Below are 20143 nucleotides of genomic sequence, written 5' to 3'. Positions count from 1 at the left end.
TGCCTTAAGGAGCCCCCCATGAAAGACGATCAGGAGTACCTGCAACGCGCCGTCGAACTGGCCCGGCAAAACGTCGCGGCCGGTGGCCGGCCGTTCGGTGCGGTGCTGGTGCGCGACGGCCAGGTGCTGGCCGAGACGGTCAACCAGATCCACCTGACCCAGGACCCCACCGCCCACGCCGAGCTGCTAGCCATCCGAGTCGCCAGCCAGCAGCTCGGGCCACGCCTGGACGGCTGCGTGATCTATGCCAGCGGCCAGCCCTGCCCCATGTGTTTGAGCGCCATGTACCTGTGCGGTGTGGCGCGCGCGGTGTTCGCCGCGGACAACGCCAGCGCTGCGCCCTTCGGCCTGTCCACGGCGGCGATCTACGAACAACTGGCCCAGCCCCTGGCGGCCCGGCGCTTGCCGGTGCAGCACGTGCCGCAAGCGGCGATGCACGAGATCTACCGCGACTGGCAGGCCCGCCATGCCGCTCGCTGAGTCGCGCCTGCGCCGCCTCGGCGGCTGGGCCCTGCTGATCGCCCTGGGGCTCAATCTGCGGCCGATCATCAGTTCCATCAGCCCGCTGCTGATGGAGATTCGTGGCGCCACCGGCATGAGCTTCCAGAGCAGTGCCTGGCTCACCAGCCTGCCGGTGGTCTGCATGGGCCTGGTGGCCTTGCTCGGGGTGCGCCTGGAAGCCCGCCTGGGAGAACGGCGCGGCGTCGCCCTCGGCCTGTTGATGATCCTCTGCGCCTGCCTGGCGCGGTTGCTCTGCGACCAGGCCGGCGCCCTGCTCGCCACGGCCCTGCTCGGCGGTGCCGGCGTGGCCTTGATCCAGGCACTGGTGCCGGCGCTGATCAAGCGCCAGTTCCAGCAACGGGTGGCCTTGGCCATGGGCATTTATTCGGCTTCGTTGATGGGCGGCGGCGGCCTCGCGGCGCTGCTCAGCCCGCAGGTCGCCACGCATTTCGCCCATTGGCAGGCCGGGCTCGGCGTCTGGCTGTTACCGGCGCTGGCGGCGCTGCTGCTGTGGTGGCTGCTGCCTTTCGCCGGGCCGAGGCAGCGCCTCGACGCCCCCTCCATCAACCTGTGGCGCAACCGTCGGGCCTGGTTGCTGGCGCTGTACTTCGGCCTGGTCAATTGCGGCTACATGAGCATGGTCGCCTGGCTGCCGGCCTATTACCTGCAACTGGGCTGGAGCGCGACCCAGAGCGGTTCGCTGCTGGCATTCATGACCCTCTTCCAGGTCACCGCCGCGCTGTTGATGCCCGCCCTGGCGCAGCGCCAGAGCGAACGCCGGCCATTGCTCGCCATCAGCCTGAGCGCCCAGGCCCTGGGTTTCAGCGGCCTGGTGTTGTGGCCGCTGCAGGCCCCGCACCTGTGGGTGGCACTGATCGGCTTCGGCCTCGGTGCCTGTTTCGCCCTGAGCCTGATCCTCACCCTCGACCACCGTCGCGATCCCCGGGAAGCCGGACAGCTGGCGGCCTTTGTGCAAGGGGTGGGGTTCCTGATCAACGCCGTGTCGCCATGGATGACCGGCTGGCTGCGGCAGCTCACCGGCAGCTTCATCAGCGCCTGGTGGGTACTGGTCCTGAGCGTGCTGGCCATGCTGGTGCTGACCCGGGTATTCAGCCCCTCCAGCTACCGGGAGCCACAGATAGCGACCACGGCACCGCAGCCGGCCTCCGTGACGCCTTAAAGATCAAGGCCCATGGCCACTATGCGCAACTTCTTGCGCACCCCTCTGTGGATAACTCTGTGAACAGTTATCCAAAGCCTCGATAAACCGGGACCTGCAGCCAAGTGCGCAACTTCTTGCACAGCACTGCGCAAGAAGTTGCGCACTTTCAAGCGCTTTCGAGCTGGAAACACCGTCAGCGATGCCAGAAAACACCGGAAGCCCTTGTTCCATAAGGCACTTTCAACTCCTGGCATACTCCTTGATATCAACTTGGCACCCAACCGGGCGATCCGTCCCACCGGGCACCTTTATTTTTTAGCAAGGAGAGCATCCATGGCTACACCAGCGTATATGTCCATCACCGGCACCAAACAAGGCCTGATCACCGCCGGTGCCTTCACCGCTGACTCCGTTGGCAACACCTACCAGGAAGGCCACGAAGACCAGGTCATGGTTCAGGGTTTCCAGCACGAAGTGATCATCCCGCGTGACCCGCAGTCCGGCCAGCCAACCGGCCAGCGCGTGCACAAACCCGTAGTCATCACCAAGGTTTTCGACAAGGCTTCGCCACTGCTGCTGGCTGCCCTGACCTCCGGTGAGCGTCTGACCAAGATCGAAATCCAGTGGTACCGCACCTCCGCTGCCGGCACCCAGGAGCACTACTACACCACCACCCTGGAAGACGCGATCATCGTCGACATCAAAGACTACATGCACAACTGCCAGGACCCGGCGAACTCGCACTTCACCCACCTGGAAGACGTGCACTTCACCTACCGCAAAATCACCTGGACCCACGAAGTCTCCGGTACTTCCGGTTCCGACGACTGGCGTTCCCCGGTCGCGGGCTAAGTCCGGCCGACCGTTACACCAACATCGGCCAGCTCTGCTGGTCGATGTTGTTTACGCCATAAGGGATTTCTTGCGTTCGTCGGCGCCCGGCCCCGGGGTCGACCCACGCGGCAGTACTGCACGAGGAACAAGGGATGTTCGCGCCGGCCAATCAGACCCACTTCAGCCTGACCGTCGAAGGTCTGGAGAACGACCTCCAGGTATTGTCCTTCACCGGACGGGAAGCCATCAGCCAGCCCTTCGCCTTCGAGGTCGAGCTGGTCAGCGCCCAGGCCGCCCTGGACCTGGAAAGCCTGCTGCACAAACCGGCCTTCCTGCAGTTGGCGCAGAACGGCACCGGCATCCACGGGCAGATCTACCGCGTCGCCCAGGGCGATTCCGGCAAGCGCCTGACCCGCTACTCGGTGACCATCCGCCCGCACCTGGCCTACCTCGCGCACCGCATCAACCAACGCATCTTCCAGAACCTCACGGTGCCGAAAATCATCGGCCAGGTCCTCGAAGAGCACGGCATCCAAAGCAACGCCTACCAGTTCCAGCTGGGTTCGATCTACCCCGAGCGCAACTACTGCGTGCAGTACGACGAATCGGACCTGCATTTCATCCAGCGCCTGTGCGAGGAAGAAGGTATCCACTACCACTTCCAGCACAGCGCCGACAGCCACACCATCGTCTTCGGCGATGACCAGACGGTGTTCCCGAAACTGGCGCCAGTGGCCTACCAGCAAGACTCCGGCATGGTCGCCAACGACCCGGTGATCAAGCGTTTCGACCTGCGCCTGGAAGCCCGCACCAGCCGCACCACGCGCCGCGACTACGACTTCGAGAAGCCGCGCCTGACCCTGGAGAGCGACGCCAAGAGCGAGCTCAAGCCGGACCTCGAGGATTACGACTATCCCGGTCGTTTCGTCGATCGCGAACGCGGCAAGCACCTGGCCAAGCGCGCCCTGGAACGCCACCGCAGCGACTACCGCCTGGCCGAGGGCAAGAGCGATCAGCCGCTGCTGGTCAGCGGCCATTTCCTGGCCCTGAGCGAACACCCGAAAGCGCAATGGAACGACCTCTGGCTACTGACCGAGATCGTCCACGAAGGCAAGCAGCCGCAGGTCCTGGAAGAGTCGGTGACCAGCGACACCACCGCACTGAAGGACGACTTCCACCAGGGTTATCGCAACCGCTTCCAGGCCACCCCCTGGGACGTGCCCAACCGGCCGCCGCTGCTGCACCCCAAGCCGCGCATCCTCGGCAGCCAGAGCGCGGTGGTCACCGGGCCCAAGGGCGAAGAGATCCACTGCGACTCGTACGGCCGGGTCAAAGTGCAATTCCACTGGGACCGCGAAGGCCAGTCGGACGACAAGACCAGCTGCTGGCTGCGCGTGTCCTCGGCCTGGGCCGGCGCCCAGTACGGCGGCATCGCCATCCCGCGGATCGGCATGGAAGTGCTGGTGACCTTCCTCGAGGGCGACCCCGACCAGCCATTGATCAGCGGCTGCCTGTACCACAAGGAAAACGTCGTCCCCTACGAGCTGCCGGCGAACAAGACCCGCAGCACCTTCAAGACCCTCAGTTCCCCCGGTGGCGGCGGCTATAACGAGCTGCGCATCGAGGACAAGAAGGGCCAGGAACAGATCTTCCTGCACGCCCAGCGCGACTGGGACGAGAACGTCGAACACGACCAAAAGATCCGCGTCGGCAACGAACGCCACGACACGGTCGAGGCCAACAGCTACAGCGAGTTCAAGGCCGAGGAACACCACACCGTGCACGCCGACCGCAAGGTCGAAGCGCGCGCCAGCGACCACCTCACCGTCGGCGTGAACCAGCACATCAAGATCGGCACCGGTCAGTTCATCGAAGCCGGCCAGGAGATCCACCTCAATGCCGGGGTGAAGGTCGTCATGGAAGCCGGCAGCGAGCTGACCCTCAAGGGCGGCGGCAGCTTTATCAAGCTCGACGCCGGCGGCGTGACCATCAGCGGCCCGCAGGTCAAGGTCAACTCCGGCGGCGGCCCGGGCAGCGGCTCCGGCGCCGCGCCACTGATGCCCGGCGCGCTGAAGCAGGCCGACGCCGACAAAGCCGGCGCCCTGTTGACCCCGGCGCAAATCAACACCCTCAAACGCAACGCGCCTTTCTGCGAAGAGTGCGAAAAGTGCAAGGACGGTGCCTGTGCCATCTGATCGCCTGACACCCCAGGCCTGGCTCGCCCGCCAGCCCCTGCAACCCGACGAGCGCCTGTACCTGGTGATCAGCAACGCCAGCGACGCCAACCCGCTCAAGGACTTCTACCAGACCCAGGGCGCCAGCCGCCTGACCGCCCTCTGGAGCGGCACGCCCTACGCCGACTGGCAGCCGGTGATGCCCTACCTCGCCGAACTCAAACCGACCTCCCCCTTCCTCGACTGGATCGCCGAAACCGACGCCGACGACTGGGGCTGGCTCGCCGTCTCCAACTGCGAACCGGGAGTGGTGTTCGAACACCTGCGCAGCCTGACCCAGGTGAAGATGCCGGGCGGTGCCGAGGTGTTTTTTAGGTTTTGGGATGGGCGGCATATTTATCCGATTTTGGAGGGGTTGGGTGCCGCGGCCGGTGAAGTGCTGCCGGTCTTCAACCGCTACTGGATCAATGGCCAAACCCTGGAAACCGGCGTACGCCCGGTGCCGAGGGTCAAAGAGTGGCCGTGGTGGGAAGTACCGCAGCCCCTGCTCGATCAACTGGCCAAGAAAGACCCGACCACCCTGATCGACAACCTGATGCAATGGCTGAGCGAGGAACGCCCAGACCTGTACGACGCTTTCCCGGAGGCTGTGCTGCGCCACAAGGTCGCGCATTTCATTCGTCGGCCGAACGCCCCGAAAGCCCTTAATGAAGCATTGCTTAACCACCTGACTCTGGAGCAAGGATGATGGGTCGCGTTGCCGATATCGAAAAACAACTGAACTCGTTCAAAAGCAGTCTGACGCTGTACCGCGCACAGACCGAAAAATGGTACGCGCAAGCCGCAGATGCCGTGAGCGAGAAAACGGACATGCCTTCCTTGCTGGGCATGGAACGGGTCATCAAAGTCGGCGGCACCAGCAAGGCCGTCAGCATGACTGACGGCAGCTTCACCTCCAACGTTGCGAAATGCCCACTCAATGGCCTGCTGCTGATCGAGAGCAAGTTCGAGTCGGTCTACGACATCCCCTTGGGTGGTATTCAGGTCTTGGTCATTCCGGTCAAGGGTGGTGCCGCGACCAAACTGACGCTGGACGCCAAGGGCAAGGCCACCTTCAGAGGAAAGCCGGGGGAGCTCTACAAGATCCGCGTGCAGAACGAAGTCACCCCGGCTCAAGTCAATGCGCTGTTCAAATCCTATGACGGCCTGACTGGCGAGCTGGAAGGCTGGCTGCGCAGGGAGTGGGCCGTCTTCAAGCCGCAATGGTCGACTCAGTCGGCAGCAGCCTCCTTGAAAGCCGTCGGCAACGGCATCCTTGCCGGTAGCTGGGAAGCGATCAAAGGCGTGTGGGATGGCATTACGCTTATTCTCGACATCCTGCAAAACCCGATGAAGTACGTCGACCGGTTGGGGGCAGGTGCGGAAAAACTGGCCAAGCTGGCCAAGGAAGCCCCGGATGTCATGCGTAAGGCGATGCTGTTCGCCAGTGATGAAGCGGCGCTGTTTCTCCTGGTACGCAGCGCATCGATCTGGCTTAGCGCATTGCCGCCGTCTCAAATCGCTGGCGATGCGGCCAAATACATTTCTTCCGCCGTCGTTTCGATTCTGATCGACATCGTGCTGGGCATCGTCTTGACCATTGCTCTGGAAGGCATGGGAGTCGTCTACCTGGCCCTGCGCCTGAAGAAGTATGGCCAGGTCATCGTCAAAGCCGCGACACGCTTTGTCGAGGCCGTTTTCAAAATCATCAACAGCTTCATGGGCTACATCAAGAAGTACACGGAAGTGGCTGCGCGTGGCATACAGACAGCCGCCAAGAAAGGCGTGGTGCAAGTTCGTTTCGATGGTAGAAAAAACTCCACGCTTGGAGGAAGGCAAGCAGCACCCGACGCCTCCCGTCCTGCAACGACTCCGGCCAGGCGCAATGCCGACTCCGCCAGCAATACCTGCACCAGCGGCTGCCCGGTATCGATGGTCACCGGCGAAGAACTGCTGACCCTGACCGACGGCGAGCTGGACGGGCTGCTGCCGTTCGAATGGACGCGCCTGTATCGCACCAGCGCGGCTGAACTCAACTGTGGGCTGGGTTATGGCTGGAGCCACGCCCTCGCCCAGCGTGTCGAGATCGATGGCGAAAGCGTTATCTGGACCGACCATGAGAACCGCTCGACGACCTTTCCGCTGCCCAGCGAACAGCGCCCGGCCATTACCAACACCCTGTCCCGGGCAGCGATTTTCCTGGGAGACGATCCGTCCGAGCTGATCCTGTCCCAGGCCGGCAAATCGTCGCGGTTCTACCATTTCCGCTACAACAGCAAGGGCGCGAGCCTGATCGCGATCAGCGACAATTACGACAATCGTCTGCACATCTCCCGTGACATTCAGGGCCGGATCAAACGTATCGACAACGGGGCCGGACGCGCCCTGCTGTTGCGTTACGACCGCACACTGATAGTCGCCGTCGATTATCAGCAGTTCACTCCAGCGGATAACCTGGAAGACGCCTGGAGCACCGTTCAGACCCTGGTCAGCTACAGCTACGACGCACAGCACCGCCTGATAGAAGCGAAAAACGCTGCTGGCGAAGCAGAGCGTTATGCCTATGACAAACAGAACGTCATTCTTGAACGGCAACTGGCTGGCGGCGCCAGCTTCTTCTGGGAATGGGAAAATCAGGGTAAGGATTCACGTTGCATTCATCACTGGGCGAACTTCGCACAGATGGATCAGCGTTACGTCTGGGATGACAAAGGCAGCGTCACAGCCATCAACACCGATGGCAGCGAAGAGATCTATACCCACGACGAGCAGGCCAGACTGGTCAGCAAGGTCGATCCGGACGGTGCCGAACACCTCAAGGCCTATGACGAAAAAGGCCGGCTGATCGCTGAGAAAGATCCACTTGGTGCGGTCACCGAATATCACTACGACGAAGCCGGGGACATGGTGGCGGTAATTCCGCCGGAAGATGAGCCGACTGGATACGAGTACGACAACGGTCGTGTCACTGAAGTCCGTCGCGGCAACACAACCTGGAAATACCAGCGCAACCACCAAGGCGACATTACCCAACAGACCGACCCCGACGGCAACGAAACCCACTACCGCTACGACCGCCAAGGCCGCCTGCTGGAAATCACCCATCCCGACGGCAGCCGCCATCAACTGGGCTGGAACGGCCTCGGCCAACTGCTGGAAGAACGCCTGCCCGACGGCGGCCAGCGCAAGTACCGCTACGACGCCCTCGGCCGACAGATCACCCGCCAGGACGAAAGCGGCGCCATCACCCAGTACCAGTGGGACGCCGCCAACCGCCTGGCGCAGATCACCCTGCCCGGCGGCGCGACCCGCGCCTTCAGCTACAACGCCTACGGCAAAGTCACCGCCGAGCGCGACGAGCTGGGCCGCATCACCCGCTACGAATACGCCGACAACCTGCACCTGGTCAGCCGCCGCATCAACCCGGACGGCAGCCAGTTGCGCTATCGCTACGACAACGCGCGCCTGCTGCTCACCGATATCGAGAATGAGCGCGGCGAGCAGTACCACCTCGATTACTACCCCAACGGCCTGATCCAGCAGGAAACCGGCTTCGACGGGCGCAGCACCGCTTATGTCTACGACCTCAACGGCAACCTGCTGAAGAAAACCGAATTCGGCGACGACGGCAGCGAGCTGGTCACCGAGTACCAGCGCGATGCCGCTGGCCGTTTGCTGGTGAAAACCCTGGCCGATGGCGAAAAAATCCACTACAGCTACGACGCCCTCGGGCGCCTGGTCAACGTCGACGACGGCCACTGGCCGCTGGCCTACGAATACGATCTGCAAGACCGCCTGATCACCGAGCATCAAGGCTGGGGCACCCTGCGCTACGAGTACGACAAACTCGGCCAGCTCAGTCATTGCCGCCTGCCCGATGGCAGCAAGCTCGACTACCGCCATGCCCTGGGCGGGCAACTGAGCAGCATCGACCTCAACGGCTCGCGCCTGACCAGCCACCAGTTCAACGCCGGCCGCGAACAGCAGCGCCAACAGGGCCTGCTGCTCAGCCAGTACCAGTACGACGAACAAGGTCGATTGCAGGCCCACAGCGTCAGCCAGCAACGGCACGGCCAGCACCAGAACCTCTACCGCCGCGCCTATGCCTACGACGCCAACGGCAACCTCGCCGGCATCGACGACAGCCGCAAGGGCAACCTGCGTTATCACTACGACCCGCTGGACCGCCTGATCAACGTACGTGGCGCCACCCCGGAAAGCTTCGCCCATGACCCCGCCGGTAACCTGCTCGGCCAGGGCAACCAACCCGCCGCCAACCTGGCCAACATCAAAGGCAACCGCCTGCTGATGCAGGGCGACCGCCATTACGACTACGACGCCTTCGGCAACCTCAGCCGCGAACGCCGCGGCGCCGGCCAGAAGCTGGTGACCGAATACCAGTACGACTGCCAACACCGGCTGATTGGCGTCAGCCTGCCCGGAGGCAGCACCGCGACCTACAAGTACGACGCCTTCGGCCGCCGTATCGCCAAAACCGTCGATGGCCGCACCACCGAGTTCCTCTGGCAAGGCGAACGGCTGATCGCCGAGAGCGCCGAGAATCGCTATCGCAGCTATATCTACGAACCCGGCACCTTCCGCCCGCTGGCCATGCTCGATGGCGAAGGCCCGGCCCAGGCCACACCGTTCTACTACCAGCTCGACCACCTCGGCACGCCGCAGGAACTGACCGCCTACAGCGGCGAGATCATGTGGTCCGCGAAGTACCGGGCGTATGGCAATCTAGCGGCGCTGGACGTTTCAGAAATCGACAACCCGCTACGCTTCCAGGGCCAATACTTCGATGCGGAAACCGGGCTGCACTACAACCGCCATCGCTACTACAATCCGAGCTCTGGACGTTTTTTGACCCCGGACCCGATCAAGTTGGCGGGGGGGTTGAACAACTACAAATATGTGCATAACCCAACAGGTTGGGTGGACCCACTGGGATTGGATGAATGTCCGGGGCAGTCTCCCAAACAGCAACCAGACTACAAATTCAAAAGTGCTAAATACAGACCAGAAGAAGTACTAGGACGTCGAGTTTATAAAAATGGCACCGATATTGCTCCAGGTGCGCCATCGGCTCCTTTAGATAGCAGCATATCCCCAAGCATACGAAAAAAAGTAGAAGAGGACGGCTGGACTAACCTAGACTTGATGCGAAACGGCAATGCTCCAATTGGGCCAGATGGAAAACAGATGAATTTGCACCATGTGATCGGACAAGAAGCTGGTCCAATGGTTGAGTTGACAAGTACAACTCACAAAAAGTATCACAAGCCATTACATGGACTTATTGAGGACGGCAATAGCTTCAGAAACGATAGAAAACTTGAGCTACAGTATGAGCGCTTTCGAAAGGCTTACTGGAAAGAACGGGCCAAAGATTTTGAATGAGGTGGTTTATGTACGACTATCAGTCACTAATACAAAAAATAGACTCTTCGGACGAAGAAACATTCTGGTTCGGCGCAGCAAGCGAAGACCAAATAAAAAAGCTGGAAATCCTGTTACAGCTTAACTTCCCCAATGACTTTTCTGAATTTCTAGAAGTTTGTGGCGGCGGCGGTGTAGTCGAATCAGAAATATGTGGAATTGAGAAAAACGATGCAACCCTAGCTAGAGGGGGAACTGTCAATTACAGCACTAACTACTGTAGGACTGATTATGACCTACCTATGGAGCTAGCCGTCATCTTCCTAAAGGACGATGAGATTTGCTGGGCAATTGACTGCTCCCCTCAAGGCAAAGGAAAAGTTGTCAGCTATAACATTTTCAGCAAAAAGATTGAAAAGGTTTTAGCTGAAAGTTTTTATGAGTTCTTTAAAGACTACATAGAAATGAGAGCATAAAGACCTTCGTACCTACGTTGCTTCGCAAACTTACGCAGCAACATAGGTACAAGAACCCGAGACTTTCCACACTAAAAATTTCTTTTCACCCCCCCTGAAACACATAGTGCTATCGGACTAGATTTTTCCTACACGCAAAATCGACTTTTGCCAGCTTGTATGAAGCTAATCCAATAGATAGGATCTCCAAGTCGCTGCAAAATCAGTGACAAGGGTGTGGAAGCCCTTTGAGATCCAAGTAAAATAACCGCCATTGAGCATGCTTTTTACATGCTGTTAAATTATGGCGGTTGTACGCGGGGCACTTTCGAGTGCGCCGGGTTCCTGTATCCTCGGTCTTCCAGACCATGCACAGCTGCCCCTCATAAGGCCTCTATGAAAACCATCTATCACTTCAAAGAACGTATCAAAGAAGACCCCGAGTACATTCGAAAAGCCCACGAATTGACTCTAAATGAGTCAAAGCCAAAAGCCGGCCTTAAAGGAACTTTTGGACCATTAGGCTCAGATGAATGGTGGAGCAACCTAAACAAAGGCCTCATCCCTCAAAAAGAAATTTCTGGAGTTATCACAAAGGTATACTTAACAGGTCAAGACAACACCGAAAAATTTAACACTGCCGATATAAAATCAGACGACAACAACATCTGCACAGAAGGTACATATACGAATAAAAACTCCGAAAAACACCATTACAAACCAGGAGCAAAAATAACAATAAAATATGCCTTTGACCCTTTAAAAAAACCAAACCTGATGGAGAGATCGACCACTCAAAAATAGTAATCGAAGTTAAAATATCTCAGAACTAAAAGTACCAAGTGATAATATTTTCACCTAACGAAAGCTGAAGCCATACATTTAAAACCTATCAGACCCACATAGAGATATCGCCATACTTACTCTGCTTCGGACATGAGGAATCAAATATGTCATACGACAAGATTTTAAATGAGCTCGGCGCCGAATCAATGTCCTTCGAGACAAAACAGCCCCGCAATAGCTTGCAGGATGGTGGCGAAATTTCAGAAGACCTGAAAAAACTTTTAAGCAACTTTCAAACTGCTATAGTCTTCTCAAACGGAGCAAAATTTAAAACCCCTAAGAGAATGCCTATCGGAGACAATAACGGCTTCGTATATTTAGATATAATTTATGGCCTAGCTCCAGACTCAAACAACATCTACTACAAAAATGAAATGTACTCAAACCAAATAAATGGAGCACTTTATACATTTGGAGAGTCTGGTGATGGAGATCAGTTTTGCGTCAACAAAAAAACAGGAGAAGTCTATTATTGGCACCATGAAGCGAAAGATGATGCCTCTTCACTGTTTCTGATCGCCCCATCCTTTATTGATTTTTTCGAGCATCTTGTACCAGACAATGATGAAAACGACTCAAAAGATGACGATGACGGGATAGTTAGTGCCGATTTCAATTTTTAAGAAGCGAAAAAAAGCTAATCACCAATAACGACCCTACACAGCAAGAAATATTTTTTTTGGAAAGAGAGGACGAGTAATTAAAATCTCCTAAAACATCCTGCCTACAACAAAACCACAAATCAAAAAATTCATCTAGCAAGCCATCTGCCACTAGTTAAAGAAAGACAATCTGCTTTTGGTGACTGCAGAGACTTTTCCTACAGAACGCGTCGACTTCTGCCAACTTGTAGCCCCTCCTCTACCCAGATAGCATCTTCCAGTCGCTGCAAAAACAGTGATCGGTTTTGACAGACCGAATATGATCGAGGCATGCACAGGCAGTTTCTGAAGCTGACCCAGGAGATCATCTATGTCTCGCTATATGCCCATCACAGGAATCGACAATAACTTTCCTTCGTTGCTGATCGACACACAGGCTCCTATAGATGTGTTACACGATACTGCTGCTTATCGCATCCGATGCGTAACCCGGCTACTCGAAACGATTTCTTTAACTGAAAACTTCAACAACGATCCATTACTGCTACAAGATTTGTCGCGAGTGATCGTCATCCCACTCCGTGACGGCTGCGACCTGATGGATGTCATCGGCCGCAGATTGCAGCATCAGGCTCTGAACGCCTAAACCCAATGGGCGGATTGGTAGCCGCCCTCTTTAGTAAACTCAACTGCCAGCAATCGTTATAGGGAAGCTCCGGGTAAAATCTGCCCTCCCCAGCCACCTTCCATTTGTTTATTCCCGCATTCATCCGTTTAATCCCTATCCAATCCCCCGCTACACAACGAAGCCCCTCATGACTCGATACCCGCTCTACCCCCTCCTCCTTTCCCTCCTGCTCACCGGCTGCGCCACCAAGCTCGACGTGGCGCTCAATGGCACGCCGGATCCGGACTATGCCTTCGACCGGCAGGCGCCGGTGTTGGTGACGGTTACCCGGGGTAATGACGAGCATGGGCTCAATGCCCGTTATTACCTGCGCGACATGGTCAATGCGATGAAGGATCAAGGGTTCCGGGAGGTGTTCAGCGAGGCGACGCTGCCCAAGCAGCATGCGCCGATCAAGATGACGGTGACGCTGGATATCGGCAGCAAGCAGGTGACGTATCGCTATACCGCCACCGAGTATGGGCAGGTGCCGACCAGCACGACTACGGTCTGCAAGGATAAGCAGAAGAAGGACAAGAGCCTGGTCTGCACCAGTACGCCCACCACCAGTTATGGGCCGGTGGGCACTTCGGAGCGGACCGGTTACGCCAGGCTGACCACGTTCACCGTGACCGCCAGGGACGAAGCCAGCAAGCGGGCGGTCTATCTGCTGCGGGTGTCGTCGCAGAACGATGATTGCCAGGACGCCAAGGTCGAGGCCTTTGTCGTTGAACAGGGTTTGCAGAACCTGGATTTCCGCGATCGTGTGCAGCGTAATTACACGGTGACCATGCCTGACGGCTACAGCTGCAAATAAGCCTCTTCTGTAGGAGCGCGATGGCTCGCGATGCAAGCGCCGTGGTGTGTCAGGACAGGCGCTATCGCGGGCAAGCCTCGCTCCTGCAGAAGCACAGGTTATCCGGTTAGAAGTCGTAGCGACCGGTCACGCCAAGGGTCCGCGGCGTGCCGAGCAAACCTTCGTAGCCGCCATTCCCTCCCGACCACAGCGTGGTGTAGTAGGTCTTGTCGAAGGCGTTTTTCAGCCACAGCGACACGTCCCACTGTCCCTGCTCATAGTTGCCACGCAGGCCGGTGGAAAGGTTGACCACCGCGTAGCTGGGGATCTGGCCGTAGTCGGAATCCTCGACGGTGCCGACGGCCTTGGAGCGGAAGGCGTAGCTGCCGGTGACGTAGGGTTCGAGGCCGTTGTCCAGGTTCCATTGGTATTCGCCGTTGGCGTTGCCGATCCATTTCGAGGCGCCGACCACCTGGTGGCCACTGAGGTCGCAGGAGGCCGGGGCGCCCGGGCGCAGGCTGACTTCAGGCGGGCATGGCGCATCCTTGTAGGACAGGTAGCGCACGTCGTTGTAGGAGCCGTTGAGGTTGAGGGTCAGGCCACGGATGGGGATCAGCGTGCTTTCGATTTCCACGCCCCGTGAGCGCACCGAGCCGGCGTTGGTCAGGTACTGCACGCGGTTGTTGGCGTCGTAGGCGTTGGTCTGGTAGCCGTTGACCTGGGTCCAGAACAGGTTGGCGTTGAGTTGCAGGCGCTTGTCCCACAGGGTGCTCTTGAAGCCCAGTTCGGCGTTGTTGGCGCGCTCGGTGCCGATCAGCAGCGAGTCGGCGCCAGCGGTGGGCGCCGAGCCGACCGCGAGGTTGACCCCGCCGGATTTCTCGCCGTGGGACAGGGTGGCGTAGCCCAGCAGGTCGTCAGTGAAGCGGTAGCTGAGGTTGAGCAAGCCCGAGGGGCTGGTGCTGTACTGGTTGAGGTCGCCGGAGTCGTAGGCCCCGGCCCGTCCGCGCCGCGCGGTGGCCGCGGCACCGGTCACCGCGGCGCCACCCACCGGCGCGTTGCGGGTCACCCAGGCGCTTTTTTCTTCATAGGTGCCGCGCAGGCCGGCGGTGAAATCCAGGCGCTCGGTGAGGTGCCAGGTGCCCTGGGCGAACAACGCGAAACTGTCGGTGCGGATATGCCCGTTGCCGATGCTGGTGACGTTGTTCAGGGCGCCGGTGGGCGTGCCGTTCCAGATGTCCGCCTTGGGTCCGTAATAGCTGAAGGATTTGTTGTCCAGGTCGGAGCCGAAGTAGTAGGCGCCGAGCACGTAGTCGAAGAAGCCACCGGTGGGCGAGGCCAGGCGGAACTCCTGGGACCACTGTTTATCCTCCACCGAGACCCCGGCGTTATAGCTGGCCGGCACGTTGAGCCCGTCGTCGTTGCGCGGGGTGAAGTCCCACCAGCGGTAAGAGCTGACCGAAGTCAGGGTGAAGTCGCTGGGCAGGGTCCAGTTGGCCTCCAGGGAGGTGCCGCCCTGGAACACCGTGACGTGCTGGTCGTTGTCCAGGTTGACCTTGCGGTGCGTGCCATCGACCAGGGTGGCGCCGGCCGCAGTGGCCCGCGACTGATACTGGTTGACGCCATTGATGGTCGGCCCGGTGCTGTACAGCACCCGGGTGCCGGCACTGGAGTCCTCTTCGTTGTAGTCGCCGATCCAGCGCAGGTTGAAGTTCTCGTTGGGCTTGAACAGCAGTTGGCCACGGAAGCCCTGCCGCGAGCCGCCGTTGAGGTCATGGCCATCGTGTTGGTTCTTGATATCGCCGTTGCTGCGCGTGCGATAAGCCGAGAAACGCCCGGCCAGCTCGTCGTTCAGCGGCCCGGAAATAGTGCCCTTGGTCTGGAAGTAGCCGTCCTCGCCCACCGAGGTCTCGATGCTGCGCTCGGGAGTGAAGCTCGGCGCGCGGGTGCTGATGTTGATCACCCCGGCGGTGGTGTTCTTGCCGAACAGCGTGCCCTGGGGACCGCGCAGTACTTCCAGCTGCTCGATGTCCATCAGGTCGAACACCGCCATGCCCGGCCGCCCCAGGTAGACGTTGTCGATGTACAGCCCGACGCTGCCTTCCAGGCCGTCGCTGGCCGGGTTGTTGCCCAGGCCGCGGATCGACACGCTGGACTGGCGCGCGTGCATGTAGGCGACGTTGACGCTCGGCACCAACTGCTGCAGATCCTGGATGCGATAGACCCGCTGGCTCTCCAGGGCCTGGCCACCGATCACGCTCATCGGCGTCGGTACGTCCTGGGCGCTCTCCTCGCGGCGCCGCGCGGTCACGGTCACGGTTTCCAGCTGGCCGCTGGCGGCGGTCCGGGCGGCATCGGCCTTGGCCGGGGCTTCGGCGGGCGTTTCGGCTTGCGCGGCATAGCCGTGGGACCAGCCGGCGCTACCGGCCAGCAGCAGGGCCAGCGGCAAGCGCTTGAGCCGTCGGGGCGAAGTGGGGGACACAAGGTTCAACGGACTCATGGGCGGCTCCTGGGCAAAAAACAGACTGATCCGTATATTCTTTTAAGTTATTTATTTATGTTTTTAATAAGATTTACGGAATAAGAGATTGCCTTTATAAAGAGTCGACCTAATGCATAGCCAATGCATTTCCCCGATATTTTCAATGTGAAAAATGCATATCGATCTGCGCCAGCTCCGTCACTTCATCGCCCTCGCCGAACAGCGCAGCTTTGTCGCGGCCGCCTTGGCGGTGAACCTGTCGCAATCGGCCTTCAGCCGCAGCATCCAGGCCCTGGAGCACAGCGTCGGCTGTCAGCTGGTGGACCGCGGGCGCAAGGACCTGGCACCGACCAAACAGGGGCAGGTGCTGCTCGAACATGCGCGGCGGCTGGTCAGCGGCGCGCAGCAACTGGCCAACGAGATCAGCCAGTTCAACGGCCTGGAGGCCGGCGAGCTGCGCTTCGGTTGCGGGCCGGCGCCGGCGGCGGGTTTGATCCCGCGGGCCATCGGCAGCTTTATCGGGCGTTATCCCAAGGCCCGGGTGCAGTTCCAGGTGGATGACTGGCAAACCCTGGGCAAACGCCTGCTCAGCGAAGAGTTCGAATTTTTCGTCGCCGACACCCGGCAGTTCGAAGCCAACCCGGATTACCTGACCCAGCGCCTGCGCCCGCGCAAATGGCATTTCTGCTGCCGCGCCGGGCACCCGCTGGCCGAGCAGGAAAGCGTCACCGCCGCCGAGCTGATGAGTTACCCGCTGGCCGCGACCATCCGCCCGCCTAACCTGCGCAAGGTCGTGGTCGATCTCAGCGGCCGGCCGGATTTCGTCCCGAATGTGGAATGCGAGAACAGCTACAGCCTGCTCGGCGTGGTGATGCGCTCGGACGCGATCGGCATCATCGGCGCCTACAGCGATGCGCTGCACAATGCCCGGGGCGAGCTGGTGTGCCTGAAGATCGAAGGCCTGGCCGACGACCTGGAGGAGCTGTACACCCGCTACGGCATCGTCAGCCGCGCAGGCTATCGGCTGTCGCCGCTGGCCGAGGCGATGATCGAGGAGATCAAGCGCACCGACGCGCTGGATGAGGATCTGTGTCCGCTGGAGAATTTCGCGGTCTGAAACACCGCACCTGTAGCCGCTGCCGCAGGCTGCGATAAGGCCGCAGGCCTTCAGCGATATTGAAATCGCCACGCCCCTTCGGTGCGATCGCAGCCTTCGGCAGCGGCTACAGGGGTCGCCTTCGCCCATGCATATCACGCATGAAAAGCATGCGCCAAATGCGCTTGTCGGAACGCCCCGCGACAGCGAAAACCCTCACCTGTCTTTCGATCGGTGAACGCCATGTCCAACCCCGTCCAACCCGTGCGCAACGTGCTGTACATCATGTGCGACCAGCTGCGTCGCGATTACCTGTCGTGCTACGGCCACCCCCACCTGCACACGCCGAACATCGACCGCCTGGCCGCCGCCGGCGTGCGCTTCAGCCGCGCCTACACCCAGGGCACCATCTGCGGACCGTCGCGGATGTCGGCCTACACCGGGCGTTATGTCAGCAGCCACCAGGTGGCGTGGAACGCCGTGCCGCTGCCCCTGGAAGAGCTGACCATCGGCGATTACCTGAGCCCCCACGGCATCCGCACCGCGCTGGTGGGCAAGACCCACGCCACGCCCAATCTCGATGCCTTGCAGCGCCTGGCGATCGACCCCGAGAGCCAGCAGGCCGAGGCCCTCAACGAGGTCGGTTTCGAACCCTATCTGCGCCACGACGGGATCTTCCCCGACAGCCCGCTGTTCGACGACAAACGCGAGTCGGCGCCCTACACCCAGTACCTGCGCGAACAGGGCTACCAGGGGCGCAACCCCTGGCACGACTGGGCCAACGCCGCCGCGGGTGAACAGGGTGAAATCCTCAGCGGCTGGAAAATGCGCAACGCCCACCTGCCGGCCCGCGTCCCCGAGCAGCATTCGGAGACCGTCTACACCACCGACCGCGCCCTCGACTTCATCCAAGAGCAGGGCGAGCAGCCCTGGTGCCTGCACCTGTCCTATATCAAGCCGCACTGGCCCTATATCGCGCCGGCGCCCTACCACGCGCTGTACACGGCCGAGCAGGTGATCGCCCCGGTGCGCGCCGCCGCCGACGAGGCCAGCGACCACCCGGTGTATGCCGCCTTTCGCCAGCATCAGGAGAGCCAGAACTTCTCCCGCGACGAAGTGCGCCTGAACGTGGTGCCGACCTACATGGGCCTGATCAAGCAGGTGGACGATCAGCTCGGCCGCCTGTTCGATTTCCTGCAAAGCAGCGGGCGCTGGGACGACACCCTGATCGTGTTCACCAGCGACCACGGCGACTTTCTCGGCGATCACTGGCTGGGGGAAAAGGAGTTTTTACTGGAGCCGGCCGTGGGCGTGCCACTGATCGTGCGCGACCCACGGGCGGCGGCGGATATCAGCCGCGGCACGCTGGACGAGCGCCTGGTGGAAACCATCGATGCCCTGCCGACCTTTCTCGACGCCCTGGGGTTGCCCGGCGCCGAACACCGTCTGGAAGGCCGCTCGCTGATCCCGCTGTTGCACGGCACGGCGGGCGACTGGCGCCGCTATGCCATCAGCGAATACGACTACGCGTTCCAGGCCCCGGCCCGCGAACGCCTGGCCCAGCCCATCGACCGCTGCCGCATGACCATGGTGCGCAGCGAGCGCTGGAAATACCTGGCCTACGACGGCTTCCGTCCGCAGCTGTTCGACCTCTACAACGACCCCCAGGAACTGCGCGACCTCGGCGCCGACCCGGCCTATGCGGCGGTGCGCGAGGAGCATCTGGGGTATCTGTTCGACTGGCTGCGCGGGCTGAAGCGGCGGACCACCATCAGCCACGAAGAAATCGACCTGCGCGGGCAACGCTTTCGTTATGGCGAACCGGAGGCGGAGAAGGTAGTGCAGATCGGGGTGTGGTAAGGCGGCGATCCGACTTGCCCGCGAAAAATTTCAAACCCACCGCGCCCCTGTAGCCGCTGCCGCAGGCTGCGATAAGGCCGAAGGCCTTTGGCGATCTTGAAACCGCCGCGCCCCTTCGGGTCGATCGCAGCCTGCGGCAGCGGCTACAGAGAACCGTGGACTCCTCCGTCACAGCCCCTTGATGGTCTGGCTACGCTGCCCGTGCACACCCACCGGCACATCGCCCTTGAGGGTCACGCGGCGGACCACGCGGTCCTGGGTGCCGTAGTCGTCGACCGCGTAATGCTGGGTCGAACGGTTATCCCAGATCGCCACGTCACCGGCGGTCCAGCGCCAGCGCACGGTGTTTTCCAAACGCGTGACATGGCTTTGCAACAGGTTGAACAGGTGCGCCGAATCGGCCTGGGTGTAGCCCTTGATGCGTTTGACGAAATGCCCGAGCACCAGGCTCTTCTCGCCGCTCACCGGGTGCACGCGCACCAGCGGGTGCTCGGTCTCGTAGACGGTGGAGGTGAACACCTTGCGGTAGCGCTCCAGCTTCTCCACCGACACGTCCGGCTTGGCCCCGGCGTAGTCGTATTCGTTGCTGTGCACCGCCCAGAGCTTATCCGCCAGCTCGCGCAACTCCGCCGGCAGTTCGTTGTAGGCGGTGGCGGTGTTGGCCCAGACCGTATCGCCACCGGAGGCCGGCGCCACCACCGAACGCAGGATCGAGGCCTTCGGGTAGGCATCGACGAAGGTCACATCGGTGTGCCAGGAGTTGGCGCGCTGGCCCTCGGCGCCGTCCAGTTCGAGCAGGTAACGGGTGCCGTCGCGCACCGGTACGGTGGGGTGCGCCACCGGCTCGCCGAGCAGGTGGGAGAAGGCTTCCTGGCTCTGGTCGTCGAGGTGGGCCTGGCCACGGAAGAAGATCACCTTGTAGTCCACCAGCGCCTGCTGGATGGCTCCGACCGTGGCGGCGTCCAGCTCACCGGAGAGTTGCACGCCACGGATCTCGGCGCCGATACGGCCGGCCACCGGGTGGATCTCAAGCGCATGAACAGCGGGTTTAACGGCTAGTGCGGCATTGCTCATCGGGTAGACCCTCGTCTGACTGCTTACGGTTGAGCGGCAGCGAAACAACGCTCTATCTATATTCACTTTAGATCTAATAGATATTCACATGCTTCGTTGACGGAATAAGAGCTTGCATTTAAAACCTCATTCCTCACTCGTCGCAAATGCCTTCGGGCTATTTTTCGGATGCCGGG

The 20143-nt window shown here is 60.4% G+C and carries 15 protein-coding genes; 13 read left to right on the top strand and 2 right to left on the bottom strand.

The genetic code is table 11. The features are described from left to right. Nucleotides 1-18 precede the first annotated feature (18 nt). The 11 genes from C4K27_RS01205 to C4K27_RS01155 all read left to right on the top strand — a co-directional run bounded on the left by C4K27_RS01205 (nucleotide 19) and on the right by C4K27_RS01155 (nucleotide 13479). On the top strand, nucleotides 19-480 hold the full coding sequence (locus C4K27_RS01205) for a nucleoside deaminase (RefSeq protein ID WP_053259233.1): 462 nt from the start codon (nucleotides 19-21) through the stop codon (nucleotides 478-480). Further along, entirely contained in the window at nucleotides 467-1681 is a 1215-nt protein-coding gene (locus C4K27_RS01200; RefSeq protein ID WP_053259232.1) for a CynX/NimT family MFS transporter, read from the top strand. The genes C4K27_RS01205 and C4K27_RS01200 overlap by 14 nt, the downstream gene beginning before the upstream one ends. Nucleotides 1682-1996: 315 nt before the next feature. Then, nucleotides 1997-2515 (top strand): Hcp family type VI secretion system effector, encoded by a 519-nt coding sequence (locus C4K27_RS01195; RefSeq protein ID WP_009041653.1) that lies wholly within the window; start codon nucleotides 1997-1999, stop codon nucleotides 2513-2515. 134 nt (nucleotides 2516-2649) lie between these two features. Then, entirely contained in the window at nucleotides 2650-4692 is a 2043-nt protein-coding gene (tssI, locus tag C4K27_RS01190) for a type VI secretion system Vgr family protein (RefSeq protein ID WP_053259231.1), read from the top strand. Beyond that, nucleotides 4682-5419: a DUF4123 domain-containing protein gene (locus tag C4K27_RS01185; protein WP_053259230.1), complete on the top strand. Its 738-nt coding sequence runs from the start codon at nucleotides 4682-4684 to the stop codon at nucleotides 5417-5419. The genes tssI and C4K27_RS01185 overlap by 11 nt, the downstream gene beginning before the upstream one ends. Next, nucleotides 5419-10113: an HNH/ENDO VII family nuclease gene (locus C4K27_RS01180; RefSeq protein ID WP_081002205.1), complete on the top strand. Its 4695-nt coding sequence runs from the start codon at nucleotides 5419-5421 to the stop codon at nucleotides 10111-10113. The genes C4K27_RS01185 and C4K27_RS01180 overlap by 1 nt, the downstream gene beginning before the upstream one ends. 8 nt (nucleotides 10114-10121) lie before the next feature. Beyond that, nucleotides 10122-10568 (top strand): SMI1/KNR4 family protein, encoded by a 447-nt coding sequence (locus tag C4K27_RS01175; RefSeq protein WP_053259229.1) that lies wholly within the window; start codon nucleotides 10122-10124, stop codon nucleotides 10566-10568. A gap of 375 nt (nucleotides 10569-10943) precedes the next feature. Continuing rightward, the gene (locus C4K27_RS01170; RefSeq protein ID WP_169834591.1) at nucleotides 10944-11351 is read left to right on the top strand and encodes an immunity protein RhsI2 family protein; all 408 of its coding nucleotides are present in this window, start codon (nucleotides 10944-10946) and stop codon (nucleotides 11349-11351) included. Between the two features lie 146 nt (nucleotides 11352-11497). Continuing rightward, nucleotides 11498-12016 carry an SMI1/KNR4 family protein gene (locus C4K27_RS01165; RefSeq protein ID WP_081002204.1) on the top strand — a complete coding sequence of 173 codons (519 nt, stop codon included), beginning with the start codon at nucleotides 11498-11500 and terminating at the stop codon, nucleotides 12014-12016. 349 nt (nucleotides 12017-12365) lie between these two features. Further along, nucleotides 12366-12641: a hypothetical protein gene (locus C4K27_RS01160; protein WP_053259228.1), complete on the top strand. Its 276-nt coding sequence runs from the start codon at nucleotides 12366-12368 to the stop codon at nucleotides 12639-12641. A 169-nt stretch (nucleotides 12642-12810) separates the two neighbouring features. Continuing rightward, nucleotides 12811-13479: a hypothetical protein gene (locus C4K27_RS01155; RefSeq protein WP_053259227.1), complete on the top strand. Its 669-nt coding sequence runs from the start codon at nucleotides 12811-12813 to the stop codon at nucleotides 13477-13479. 106 nt (nucleotides 13480-13585) lie between these two features. On the opposite strand, the gene C4K27_RS01150 is transcribed toward C4K27_RS01155, so the two are convergent. After that, on the bottom strand, nucleotides 13586-15955 hold the full coding sequence (locus tag C4K27_RS01150; RefSeq protein ID WP_053259226.1) for a TonB-dependent receptor: 2370 nt from the start codon (nucleotides 15953-15955) through the stop codon (nucleotides 13586-13588). A 154-nt stretch (nucleotides 15956-16109) separates the two neighbouring features. Here C4K27_RS01150 and C4K27_RS01145 point away from each other — a divergent pair, with 154 nt between their 5' ends. Beyond that, nucleotides 16110-17054 carry a LysR family transcriptional regulator gene (locus C4K27_RS01145; protein ID WP_053259225.1) on the top strand — a complete coding sequence of 315 codons (945 nt, stop codon included), beginning with the start codon at nucleotides 16110-16112 and terminating at the stop codon, nucleotides 17052-17054. A gap of 222 nt (nucleotides 17055-17276) precedes the next feature. Beyond that, on the top strand, nucleotides 17277-18893 hold the full coding sequence (locus C4K27_RS01140; protein ID WP_053259224.1) for an alkaline phosphatase family protein: 1617 nt from the start codon (nucleotides 17277-17279) through the stop codon (nucleotides 18891-18893). Between the two features lie 168 nt (nucleotides 18894-19061). On the opposite strand, the gene C4K27_RS01135 is transcribed toward C4K27_RS01140, so the two are convergent. After that, nucleotides 19062-19967 (bottom strand): TauD/TfdA dioxygenase family protein, encoded by a 906-nt coding sequence (locus C4K27_RS01135; protein ID WP_053259223.1) that lies wholly within the window; start codon nucleotides 19965-19967, stop codon nucleotides 19062-19064. Between the last annotated feature and the right edge of the window lie 176 nt (nucleotides 19968-20143).

The sequence above is a fragment of the Pseudomonas chlororaphis subsp. chlororaphis genome, from assembly GCF_003945765.1.
GTDB lineage: Bacteria > Pseudomonadota > Gammaproteobacteria > Pseudomonadales > Pseudomonadaceae > Aquipseudomonas > Aquipseudomonas chlororaphis.
Note: the sequence above shows the minus strand (reverse complement) of the source record. Positions and strands in the feature narration are given on the sequence as shown.

Coding starts and splice junctions, on each gene's coding strand:
- C4K27_RS01205 (WP_053259233.1), top strand. CDS start 19: ATGAAAGACGATCAGGAGTACCTGCAACGCGCCGTCGAACTGGCCCGG.
- C4K27_RS01200 (WP_053259232.1), top strand. CDS start 467: ATGCCGCTCGCTGAGTCGCGCCTGCGCCGCCTCGGCGGCTGGGCCCTG.
- C4K27_RS01195 (WP_009041653.1), top strand. CDS start 1,997: ATGGCTACACCAGCGTATATGTCCATCACCGGCACCAAACAAGGCCTG.
- tssI (WP_053259231.1), top strand. CDS start 2,650: ATGTTCGCGCCGGCCAATCAGACCCACTTCAGCCTGACCGTCGAAGGT.
- C4K27_RS01180 (WP_081002205.1), top strand. CDS start 5,419: ATGGGTCGCGTTGCCGATATCGAAAAACAACTGAACTCGTTCAAAAGC.
- C4K27_RS01175 (WP_053259229.1), top strand. CDS start 10,122: ATGTACGACTATCAGTCACTAATACAAAAAATAGACTCTTCGGACGAA.
- C4K27_RS01170 (WP_169834591.1), top strand. CDS start 10,944: ATGAAAACCATCTATCACTTCAAAGAACGTATCAAAGAAGACCCCGAG.
- C4K27_RS01165 (WP_081002204.1), top strand. CDS start 11,498: ATGTCATACGACAAGATTTTAAATGAGCTCGGCGCCGAATCAATGTCC.
- C4K27_RS01160 (WP_053259228.1), top strand. CDS start 12,366: ATGTCTCGCTATATGCCCATCACAGGAATCGACAATAACTTTCCTTCG.
- C4K27_RS01155 (WP_053259227.1), top strand. CDS start 12,811: ATGACTCGATACCCGCTCTACCCCCTCCTCCTTTCCCTCCTGCTCACC.
- C4K27_RS01150 (WP_053259226.1), bottom strand. CDS start 15,955: ATGAGTCCGTTGAACCTTGTGTCCCCCACTTCGCCCCGACGGCTCAAG.
- C4K27_RS01145 (WP_053259225.1), top strand. CDS start 16,110: ATGCATATCGATCTGCGCCAGCTCCGTCACTTCATCGCCCTCGCCGAA.
- C4K27_RS01140 (WP_053259224.1), top strand. CDS start 17,277: ATGTCCAACCCCGTCCAACCCGTGCGCAACGTGCTGTACATCATGTGC.
- C4K27_RS01135 (WP_053259223.1), bottom strand. CDS start 19,967: ATGAGCAATGCCGCACTAGCCGTTAAACCCGCTGTTCATGCGCTTGAG.